Here is an 11,051-nt window from a genome sequence, read left to right as displayed (position 1 = left end):
GGCGTGACCTACGCCGCCACCGACTGGGGCAGCGGGTTCACCGCCAACATCACCATCACCGACACCGGCACCACCCCCATCAACGGCTGGACCCTCGGCTACACCTACACCGGCAACCAGACCCTCCAGAACGGCTGGAACGGCACCTGGACCCAGACCGGACAAACCGTCACCGTCACCAACCCCGCCTACGCCCCCACCATCGACCCCGGCACCGCCTACACCACCAGCGCCAACTTCTCCTACACGGGCGCCAACACCGCCCCCACCACCTACACCGTCAACGGCACCGTCTGCCGCGGCGCCCACCAGCCGCCGACCGTCTCGCTCACCTCCCCGGCCGCCGGGCAGACCTTCACCCCGGGCTCCACCGTGAAGCTGTCCGCCGCCGCGGCCGCCGTCGACGGCACCGTCTCCAAGGTCGAGTTCCACGCCTCGACCTCGGCGGGCAGCAACACCCTGATCGGGACGGCCACCACGGCGCCGTACACCGTCGACTGGGCGAACGTGGCGGCGGGCGACTACTCCGTCACCGCCGTCGCCACCGATGACTCCGGCGTCACCACGACCTCCAGCCCGGTCGCGATCAAGGTGGCCGGCCCGAGCATCCTGGTCAACCCGGCCACGCTCGCCGTCCAGCAGGGGAGCACCGGCACCTTCACCGTCGCGCTCTCCCAGGCACCGAGCGCGAGCACCACGGTGACGGTGGCCCGCTCGGGCAGCGACACGGACCTGAGCGTCACGTCCGGCGCCGCCCTCACCTTCACCCCCGCCAACTGGAACGTCCCGCAGACCGTCACCGTCGCGGCCGGCACCGACGCGAGCCAGGTCGGCGGAGCCGCGACCTTCACCGCCTCCGCGACCGGCTTCGGCTCCGCCGCCGTCACGGTGACCGAGGCGGCGAAGACCTCGGGCTACGACCAGTACTTCCTGGACCTCTACAACAAGATCAAGAACCCGGCGAACGGCTACTTCAGCCCGCAGGGCATCCCGTACCACTCGGTGGAGACCCTGGTCGTGGAGGCCCCCGACTACGGCCACGAGACCACCTCCGAGACCTACAGCTACTGGCTGTGGCTGGAGGCCGACTACGGCCGGGTCACCGGCGACTGGACGGCCTTCAACAACGCGTGGACGAACCTGGAGACGTACATGATCCCCAGCCACGCCCAGCAGCCCGGCCAGAGCACCTACAACCCGGCCAAGCCCGGCACGTACGGCCCCGAGAAGGCCCAACCCGACCAGTACCCGGTCAAGTTGAACAGCGCCGTGCCGGTCGGCACCGACCCGCTGTCCGCCGAGCTGAAGAGCGCCTACGGCACCCCGGACGTCTACGCCCCGGCCTGGCTGCTGGACACCGACAACAAGTACGGCTTCGGGCAGTGCGGGGACGGCACCACCAAGCCCAGCTTCATCAACACCTTCCAGCGCGGCCCGGAGGAGTCGGTCTGGGAAGCCGTTCCGCAGCCCGACTGCGACGTGTTCACGTACGGCAACAGCGGCTCCGGCTTCCTGAGCCTGTACAACGACGGCGGCGGCAGCTTCAGCAAGCAGTACAAGTACACCGACGCACCCGACGCCGACGCGCGGCTCGTCCAGGCCGCGTACTGGGCGGAGCAGTACGCCAAGTCGCAGGGCAAGAGCGCGGCCATCACCGCGACCCTCGCCAAGGCCGCCAAGCTCGGCGACTACCTGCGCTACTCGCTCTACGACAAGTACTTCAAGCAGGCCGGGAACTGCCTCGGCTCCACCACCTGCCCCGGCGGGACGTCGAAGGCGAACGAGCAACTCGGTCTGCTCACCTGGTACTTCGCCTGGGGCGGGGCGGCCGACGGCAGCTGGGCCTGGCGGATCTCCGGCTCCGCCGCCCACCAGGGCTACCAGAACCCGATGGCCGCGTGGGTGCTCGCCAACGACCCCGGCCTGAAGCCGCTCTCGCCGAGCGGCGCCACCGACTGGGCGGGCAGCCTCGACAAGCAGCTCCAGTTCTTCCAGTGGCTGCAGTCCACCGAGGGCGGCATCGCCGGTGGCGCCACCAACAGCTGGGGCGGCAACTACGGCGACGACGCGGCGCCGCCGACGGGCGACCCGACCTTCTACGGCCTGTACTACGACTGGCAGCCCGAGTACCACGACCCGGCCTCCAACCAGTGGTTCGGCTTCCAGACGTGGTCGATGGAGCGGTTCGCCGAGTACTACTACACCACCGGCGACACCCGGGCGAAGGCGATCCTCGACAAGTGGATCCCGTGGGCGATGTCCGTCTCCCACGCCGACCCGGCCACCGGCACCCTGACCACGCCCGACAAGCTCACCTGGACGGGCGCTCCCGACACCTGGAGCGCCACCAGCCCCGGCGGCAACGCCGGCCTGCACGTCACCGCGAGCGGCACCGCCACCGACGTCGGCGTGGCCGGCTCGCTCGCCAAGACCCTCGCGTACTACGCGGCCAAGTCCGGCAGCAGCAGCGCCCAGAAGTTCGCCCAGAGCATCCTGGACACCCTGCACGCGAAGTACACCGACGGCCTGGGCTACTCCGCCGCCGAGACCCGCACCGACTACAGCCGCTTCACCCAGGCGTACTCGCCGACCACCCACGAGGGCCTGTACGTCCCGCCCGGCTGGAGCGGCACCTACCCGGACGGCACCCAGATCAACTCGTCCAGCAACACCTTCCTGTCCATCCGCCCCTGGTACACCAAGGACCCGCAGTGGTCCAAGGTGCAGACCTACCTCAACGGGGGCGCCGCGCCGAGCTTCAACTACCACCGCTTCTGGGCCCAGGCGGACATCGCCACCGCCTTCGACACCTTCGCCCAGCTGTTCCCGACGGTGAACCCGGGCAGCTGACCGGGCCACCGAGCGCTAGCCCGGCCCGGGGCGCCGAGTCAACGGATCCGGTCGGTGCCGTTCCGTTCAGCCGCCCACGCCTTCCGGCCGATCCATTTCCGAAACAGAGCCGAAACATTCAACCGTCTATTGACGGCTCTCGCGGGCTCCGAGTTACCTAGCCACGGGAGCACATCCCACCGGGCGCCGACTGTCGGACGGCTGCCGTAGTGCTCCCGTTCCCCGAGCCGACGGCGGCACCGCCGTCGTCGCTCGTGCGCCACCACCCGCGGACGGGGCGGCGGCGCACCTCCCCCTGGAGCGACACTGGAGGTCGTCCATGCCTCTTCGAAGGACCCTGATCGGACTCCACCGTGCCTGGACGGCCCTGGTCGTCCTGGCACTGGTGCTCGCGGTCGGCGCGCTGGCCGCGGCCCCGGCCCGGGCGGCCGACGGCACGCTGAAGGCGGCGGCGGAGGCGAAGGGCCGGTACTTCGGCACCGCGCTGATGGGCAGCGACCTCGGCGTCAGCGGTGAGATGGCCGTCGCCCGGGCGCAGTTCGACATGCTGACCCCGGCCAACGAGATGAAGTGGGACACCATCGAGCCGTCCCCCGGCTCGTACAACTTCGGGCCGGGCGACCAACTCGTGCGCTTCGCCCGGGAGAACGGCATGCGGGTGCGCGGCCACAACCTGGTGTGGCAGAACCAACTCCCGTCCTGGGTGTCGAACCTGCCGCTGAACCAGGTGCGCTCCGCGATGGAGGCGCACATCACCGCCGAGGCCACCCACTACAAGGGCCAGCTCTACGCCTGGGACGTGATCAACGAGCCCTTCAACGGCGACGGCTCCTTCGTGCCCGACGTGTTCTACCGGGCGATGGGGGTCGGCTACTTCGCCGACGCGCTGCGCACCGCACACGCCGCCGACCCGGGGGCGAAGCTCTACATCAACGACTACGGCATCGAGGGCGTGAACGCGAAGAGCGATGCGCTCTACAGCCTGGCGAAGTCGCTGCTCGCCCAGGGGGTGCCGCTGGGCGGCATCGGGTTCGAGAGCCACTTCATCCTCGGTCAGGTCCCCGCCGACATGCGGGCCAACATGCAGCGGTTCGCGGACCTGGGCCTGGACGTGGCCGTCACCGAACTGGACGACCGCATCCAGCTCCCCGCCTCCGGCTCCGCGCTCCAGCAGCAGGCCACCGACTACGCCGCGGTGGTCCGGGACTGCCTGGCCGTCTCGCGCTGCGTGGGCGTGAGCCAGTGGGGCGTGGACGACGCGCACTCCTGGATCCCCGGCACCTTCCCCGGAACCGGCGCCGCCACCATGCACGACGGCAACGACCAGCCCAAGCCGGCGTTCTACGCGGCGCTGTCCGCCCTCGGCGGTTCGAGCTCCGGTGGCGGCGGCGCCACCACGGGCCAGCTGCGCGCGGTCGGTTCCGGCAAGTGCCTGGACGTGCCGAACGCCTCGACCACGGCGGGTACCCAGGTGCAGATCTACAGCTGCTGGGGCGGCACCAACCAGATCTGGACGCGCGGCGCGGGCGACCAGCTGAGCGTCTACGACGGCGGCGGCCGGCTGTGCCTGGACGCCTCCGGGCAGGGCACCGGCCCCGGCACCAAGGTGGTCGTCTGGCCCTGCAACGGCCAGGCCAACCAGCAGTGGCACCTCAATGCGGACGGCACCGTCAGCGGCGTCCAGTCCGGCCTGTGCCTGGACGTGTCCGGCGCCTCCGGCGCCGACGGCGCCCTGGCCCAGCTGTGGACCTGCGGCGGCCGCAGCAGCCAGCAGTGGACCCTCGGCTGACATCACCGAGCGGTAACGGCCGGACGACGCCGGGCCCCGGCGTCGTCCGGCCACACCGCTTTCGGCGCCCGGGGGCCCGATGATCTGACGGGCCGTCAACTGTCCGCGACCGGTCCGGGGTCGACCGTTCGCGGCGGGGCGGTACTGCTTCGCTCGACCAGGCTGGTGGCCAGGTCCACCCGCAGCGTGCCGGGCCGTACCCCGCGGGCCAGGTCGATCACCAGGTGGGTCGCCGTCTCGGCCATCTCGGTCAGCGGCTGGCGCACGGTGGTCAGCGGCGGGCCCACCCAGCGGGCCAGCGGCAGGTCGTCGAAACCGACCACGCTGAGGTCCTCCGGGATGCGCAGTCCCAGCTCGCGGGCGGCCTCGTACAGGCCGAGCGCCTGGAGGTCGTTCCCGGCGAACACGGCGGTCGGCCGGTCGGGCAGGCCGAGCAGCTCCAGGCCGAGCAGGCGCCCGGACTCGTGGTGGAAGTCGCCCTCGCGGACCAGCTCCGGGTCGTACGCGATCCCCGCCATGTCGAGCGCCGCCCGGTAGCCGTCGGCCCGGGCCCGGCTGCACATCATCCGCGCGGGGCCGCCGATCAGGCCGATCCGGCGGTGGCCGAGATCGAGCAGGTGCCGGGTGGCGGCGAGGCCGCCGTCCCAGTTCGTGGTGCCGACGGCGGGCACCTCCTGGCCCGGGTCGCCGGCCGGGTCCATCACCACGAAGGGGATGTCCCGGCGGGTCAACTGCTCCCGCAGCGAGCGGTCCAGGTCGGACAGCACCAGCACCACGCCGGTCGGGCGTCGGGCGAGCACCCCGTCCACCCAGGACTGGCCGGGGCCGTGCCCCGCGGACTCGGAGAGCACGATGCTCAGGCCCTCCTCGCGGACGGCGTTCTCGACGCCCCGGATCACCTCCACGGCCCACGCGCTCTCCAGCTCGTGGAAGACCAGTTCCAGCAGCGGGCTGGTCTGGCGGTTGCCGCGCCGCCGCCGGTAGCCGTGACGCTGCAACAGCTCCTCCACCCGCTCCCGGGTGGCCGGGGCGACATCGGCGCGCCCGTTCAGGACTTTCGAAACAGTCGGCGCGGAGACGCCTGCCTCCTGCGCGATCTCGGCGAGCGTGGCCGCTCTGGTCACAGGACCCTCCTGCACTGCCCCTGCTGGGCGAACTCCGTCGTGGATGGCTGGACGCACGGCCGTGGAGCGGTCGTACCGCACGGATGCTAGCCCGCCGACCGGGCCGAAGCCGATCCCGTCCGCACTCTTGACGGACGGTCGGCTCGGTTCTAGGTTTCCCACAACATTCGGCAACTTGCTCGAAACATTCGAATAGAGGGCAGGATATGCGATCCAGACTCGCCGCAGTCACCGCGGTCACCGCACTGGTCCTCGGAACGTCCGCCGCCTGCAGCTCCGGCGGCTCCTCCTCGGACGGTGAGGGGACGATCCACGTGCTGGTCTACGGCGACGCCGGCAACAAGGTCGAGAAGCAGATCGTCGAGACGTTCAACCGGACTTCCAAGGTCAAGGCGGTGCTCGACACCATCCCCGGCGCGGACTACCAGCAGAAGCTCCAGACCGTGATCAACACCTCGCGGGCCCCGGACGTCTTCTTCAACTGGGGCGGCGGCTCCATCCAGCCGTTCGTCAAGGCGGGACTCCTGCTGCCGCTGGACGACTTCATCGCCAAGGACCCGGGCCTGAAGGACAACTTCCTGCCCTCGGTCTTCAACTCGGCGGTGGTGGACGGCAAGCCGTACGGCGTGCCGATGCGCGGCACCCAGCCGGTGCTGCTGTTCCACAACAAGCAGGTGCTCGCCGACGCCGGGCTCACCCCACCGAAGACCTGGGACGAGCTGGTGGCCGACGTCAAGGCCCTGAAGGCCAAGGGCGTCACCCCGATCGCCCTCGGCGGCGGCGACCAGTGGCCCACCCTGATGTGGTTCGAGTACCTCTACGACCGGATCGCCGGCCCGGGGCTGTTCCAGCGTGCGATCGGCGGCGACACGGAGGCCTGGGCGAGCGAGGACAGCCGCAAGGCGCTGTCCACCCTCAAGCAACTGGTCGACGCCGGGGCCTTCGGGAGCAACTTCGACTCCGTGAAGTTCACCGACGGCGGCTCCCCGGCCCTGGTCGCCAAGGGCAAGGCCGCCTTCGAGCTGATGGGCTCCTGGTACTACTCCACGCAGCAGGACGCCAACCCGGACTTCGCCACGTCCGGCCTCGGCTACACCGGCTTCCCGGCCCTGAGCGGCGGCAAGGGCGACGCGGCGGACGTCGTCGGCAACACCAACAACTTCTACTCCGTGCTGAAGAAGAGTAAGCACCCGGAGGCCGCCGCGGCCTTCCTCAAACTGATGTACTCCGACGAGTTCGTGAAGGCGCAGCTGGCCATCGGCAACCTGCCGACGACCACCAACACCCTCGGCCTCCTCGACCTCTCGACGAACCCCGCCTACTCCAAGGACCAGTACCAGATGGTCAAGGACGCCCCCTCGTTCCAGCTCTCCTGGGACCAGGCGTACCCGCCGAGCGCCATGACCCCGATGCACACCGCCGTCCAGCAGTTCTTCAACGGCAGCGTCGACGCCGACGGCTTCATCAAGGCCATGCGGGCCTTGCCGACGTCATGACGCGCCGCGTGCGGGCCGGCGCGGAGGCGACCCGCCCGAGCGTCGTGTGGGCGCTCCCGGCGGCGGTGTTCTTCCTGATGTTCGCGCTCATACCGCTGCTGCTGGTCGCCGTCCTCTCCTTCGCCAGCTGGGACGGCGTCGGTGACCTGCGCTTCAACGGACTGGACAACTGGAGCGCCCTGCTGGACGACCCGGTGATGCTCCAGTCCGTCTGGACCACCCTGCTGCTCACCGCCCTAGGTGTGGTGACCCAGACGCCGATCAGCATCCTGCTCGGCGTCTGGGCCGCCGGGAAGCAGCGCAACCGGGCCGTGCTCTCGGCCGTCTACTTCGTGCCGCTGCTGCTCTCGGCGACCGCCGTCTCGGTGGTGTGGCGAGCCGTCCTCGACCCGAACTTCGGTGTGCCGTCCCAGCTCACCTGGCTGTTCGGCGACGGCAACCTGCTCGGCAGCAAGAGCGGTGCGATCGCGGTCCTGACCTTCGTCGGCGTGTGGCAGTTCACCCCGCTGCACGCGCTGATCTACCAGGGCGGCGCCCGGGCCATCCCCCAGGTGCTCTACCAGGCGGCGGCCGTCGACGGGGCGGGCCGGGTGCGGCAGTTCTTCCACATCACCCTGCCGCAGCTGCGCAACACCATCATCACCTCGGTCATCCTGATGGTGGTGGGCGGCCTGACCACCTTCGACACGGTGCTGATCCTCACCCAGGGCGGCCCCGGCACGGACACCACCGTCACCTCCTACTACATGTACCAAAAAGCCTTCAAGAGCTTCGACTTCGGCACCGGGTCGGCCGTCGCGCTGGTCCTCGTGGTGGTCGCCACCCTGATCTCGCTCGCGGTGGTCCGGATCTCCGGCTACGACCGGATGCGCGGCACGACGGAGGGCCTGTGATGCGACGGCGCCCCAACATCCTGGCCGGGCTCGGCTCCCTGGTGTGGCTGGTGCTGGTCGGCCTGCCGCTGTACGTGCTGCTGATCGCCACCTTCCGCACCCGCGCCGACTACTCCACCGAGGGCCCACTCAGCCTGCCCAAGCAGTGGACCCTGCAGAACTACCTGACCGACCTCTCGTCCGGCTTCGGCCGGGACTTCCTCAACACCCTGACCGTCACCGCCGGCGTGGTCGCCATCGTCCTGCTGGTCGTCCCGCCGCTCTCCTACGCCATCGTGCGCGCCCGCGGCCGGGTGACCGGCTGGGTGTTCCGGCTGTTCCTGCTGGGCCTGGCGATCCCCGCCCAGGCCGTCATCGTGCCGATGTTCTTCGTCATCAGCCGGACCGGCCTGTACGACCACCTGCTCGGCGTTATCCTCCCGACCGCGGCCTTCTGCCTGCCGGTCTGCACCCTGGTGCTGACCGGTGCGATGCGCGACATCAGCCCCGAGCTGTACGAGGCGATGGCGATGGACGGGGCCTCCCCGGCGCGGATGTTCCGCCGGCTGGTGATCCCGCTGTCCAAGGGCGGACTGTCCTCGATCACGGTCTTCGCCGCCCTCCAGGCGTGGAACGGCTTCCTCTTCCCGCTGATCCTCACCCAGTCCGACGACACCAAGCTCATCACCCTCGGCCTGTACGACTTCCAGACCGAACACGGCGTGGACGTGCCCGGACTGCTCAGTGCCGTGGTGCTGTCCATGCTCCCCGTCTTCATCGTCTACCTGTTCGCCCGCCGCGCCCTGGTCCAGGGCCTGACGGGGGTCGGAGGAAAGTGAACGAGCACCGCAACCCCGAGCCCGCGCCCGCGTGGCGGGACACCACGCTCACCCCGGAGGCCAGGGCCGACGCCCTGATCGCCGCGATGACCCTGCGGGAGAAGACCGCCCAGCTGGTCGGCGTCTGGGTCGGCGCCGACCCGGACGGCGACGAAGTCGCCCCGCACCAGCACGAGATGGAGCCGCCGCCCGACCTCGACACCCTCCTGCCGCACGGGCTCGGCCAGCTCACCCGGCCGTTCGGCACCGCCCCGGTGGACCCGGCGCTCGGCGCGCTCTCGCTGCTGCGCACCCAGCAGCGGATCGCCGCCGCCAACCGCTTCGGCATCCCGGCCCTGGCCCACGAGGAGTGCCTGGCCGGCTTCGCCGCCTGGGGGGCCACGGCCTACCCCGTGCCGCTGTCCTGGGGCGCGGCCTTCAATCCGGAGCTGGTCCGGACGATGGCCGCCGCCATCGGCCGCGACCTGCGGTCGGTCGGGGTGCACCAGGGCCTGGCGCCGGTGCTCGACGTGGTCCGCGACGCCCGGTGGGGGAGGGTCGAGGAGACCATCGGCGAGGACCCGTACCTGGTCGGCACCATCGCCACCGCCTACGTCCAGGGCCTGGAGTCGGCCGGGATCGTCGCCACCCTCAAGCACTTCGCGGGGTACTCCGCCTCCCGCGCCGGGCGCAACCTGGCTCCCGTCTCGATGGGCCCGCGCGAGCGCGCCGACGTCATCCTGCCCCCCTTCGAGATGGCCGTCCGCGAAGGCCGGCCCCGCTCGGTCATGCCCGCCTACACCGACACCGACGGCCTGCCCTCCGCCGCCGACCAGGCCCTGCTCACCGAACTGCTCCGGGACACCTGGGGGTTCACCGGCACGGTCGTCGCCGACTACTTCGGCATCGCCTTCCTCGCGACCCTGCACGGCGTGGCCGAGGACCGGTCCGACGCCGCCGGCCTGGCCCTGTCCGGCGGCGTGGACGTCGAGCTGCCGACCGTCGACGCCTTCGGGCAACCGCTGTTCGACGCGGTCGTCAAGGGCACCGTCCCGGAGCGGCTGATCGACCGGGCACTGCGCCGCGTGCTGACCCAGAAGGCCGAACTCGGGCTGCTGGACGCCGACTGGAGCCCCGTACCGGCCGCCCTCGCCGGCGCCGACCTGAGCGAACCGGGGGCGCTGCGCGGCCAGGTCGAGCTGGACCGGCCCGCCAACCGGGCGCTCGCGACCGACCTCGCGGAGCAGGCCGTGGTGCTGCTGCGCAACGACGGTGTGCTGCCGCTGCGCGAGCCCGCCCGGATCGCGCTGATCGGCCCCAACGCCGACGAACCCACCGCCGTGCTCGGCTGCTACTCGTTCCCGGTGCACGTCGGCGGACAGCACCCCGAGGTTCCGCTCGGCATCGAACTCCCCACCCTCCGTGAGGCGTTGGTGGCGGAGTTCGCCGGCAGCGAGCTGCGGACGGTGCGCGGCGTGACGGTCGACGGCGAGACCGCCGATATCGAGGAGGCCGCGGGCCTCGCCGAGGCCGTCCGCGCCGCCCGGTGGGCCGACGTGGTGGTGCTCGCCCTCGGCGACCGGGCCGGGCTGTTCGGGCGCGGCACCAGCGGTGAGGGCTGCGACGCGGCCTCGCTCGAACTGCCCGGCAAGCAACGGCAGTTGCTGGAGGTCGTGCTGGACACCGGGACGCCCGTGGTGGTCACCCTGCTGGCCGGGCGGCCGTACGCGCTCGGGCGCGCCGTCACCGAGGCGGCCGGGATCGTCCAGTGCTTCTTCCCTGGCGAGGCCGGGACGCAGGCGCTCGCCGGTGTGCTCAGCGGGCGCGTCAACCCGTCCGGGCGGCTGCCCGTCTCGGTCCCCGCCCACCCGGGGGTGCAGCCCTCGACCTACCTGGCCGCGCGGCTGGCCCAGGCCGGCGAGGTCTCCAGCATCGACCCGACCCCGGCCTTCGGCTTCGGACACGGGCTCGGCTACAGCGAGTTCACCTGGTCCGGCCTGGAGGTGGAGGCCGCCGAGACCGGGACCGACGGCGAGTTCCGGCTCGCCTTCGAACTGCGCAACACCAGCGCGCGGGCGGGCACCGAGGTGGTGCAGCTCTAC

Annotated in this window: 7 protein-coding genes; 6 read left to right on the top strand and 1 reads right to left on the bottom strand. The window is 71.2% G+C overall.

Going from position 1 to position 11,051, the window contains the following annotated elements; translation table 11 throughout:
* Positions 1 to 2,850 (top strand): glycoside hydrolase family 48 protein (locus J0670_RS17155; protein ID WP_207812474.1); only part of this gene is annotated, 2,850 nt, incomplete at its 5' end.
* A 319-nt stretch (positions 2,851 to 3,169) separates the two neighbouring features.
* Entirely contained in the window at positions 3,170 to 4,639 is a 1,470-nt protein-coding gene (locus tag J0670_RS17150; RefSeq protein WP_207812473.1) for an endo-1,4-beta-xylanase, read from the top strand.
* Positions 4,640 to 4,734: 95 nt separating this feature from the next.
* On the opposite strand, the gene J0670_RS17145 is transcribed toward J0670_RS17150, so the two are convergent.
* Positions 4,735 to 5,763 carry a LacI family DNA-binding transcriptional regulator gene (locus tag J0670_RS17145; protein WP_307806553.1) on the bottom strand — a complete coding sequence of 343 codons (1,029 nt, stop codon included), beginning with the start codon at positions 5,761 to 5,763 and terminating at the stop codon, positions 4,735 to 4,737.
* 206 nt (positions 5,764 to 5,969) lie between these two features.
* Between J0670_RS17145 and J0670_RS17140 the strand changes: the two genes are divergently transcribed.
* The 4 genes from J0670_RS17140 to J0670_RS17125 form a co-directional block, all read left to right on the top strand.
* A complete protein-coding gene (locus J0670_RS17140; protein WP_207812471.1) occupies positions 5,970 to 7,259 on the top strand; it encodes an ABC transporter substrate-binding protein in 1,290 nt (429 codons plus the stop codon).
* A complete protein-coding gene (locus J0670_RS17135) occupies positions 7,256 to 8,152 on the top strand; it encodes a carbohydrate ABC transporter permease (RefSeq protein WP_207812470.1) in 897 nt (298 codons plus the stop codon). Before J0670_RS17140 ends, J0670_RS17135 begins: the two co-directional genes overlap by 4 nt.
* Positions 8,152 to 8,970 (top strand): carbohydrate ABC transporter permease, encoded by an 819-nt coding sequence (locus tag J0670_RS17130; protein WP_207812469.1) that lies wholly within the window; start codon positions 8,152 to 8,154, stop codon positions 8,968 to 8,970. Before J0670_RS17135 ends, J0670_RS17130 begins: the two co-directional genes overlap by 1 nt.
* An 86-nt stretch (positions 8,971 to 9,056) precedes the next feature.
* On the top strand, positions 9,057 to 11,051 hold a 1,995-nt coding region (locus tag J0670_RS17125), incomplete at its 3' end, for a glycoside hydrolase family 3 protein (RefSeq protein ID WP_207812475.1).

The organism is Streptomyces sp. FH025 (assembly GCF_017427025.1).
Taxonomy (GTDB): Bacteria; Actinomycetota; Actinomycetes; order Streptomycetales; family Streptomycetaceae; genus Kitasatospora.
The sequence above is the reverse complement of the archived record's forward strand: the minus strand, read 5'-3'. Positions and strand labels throughout refer to the sequence as shown.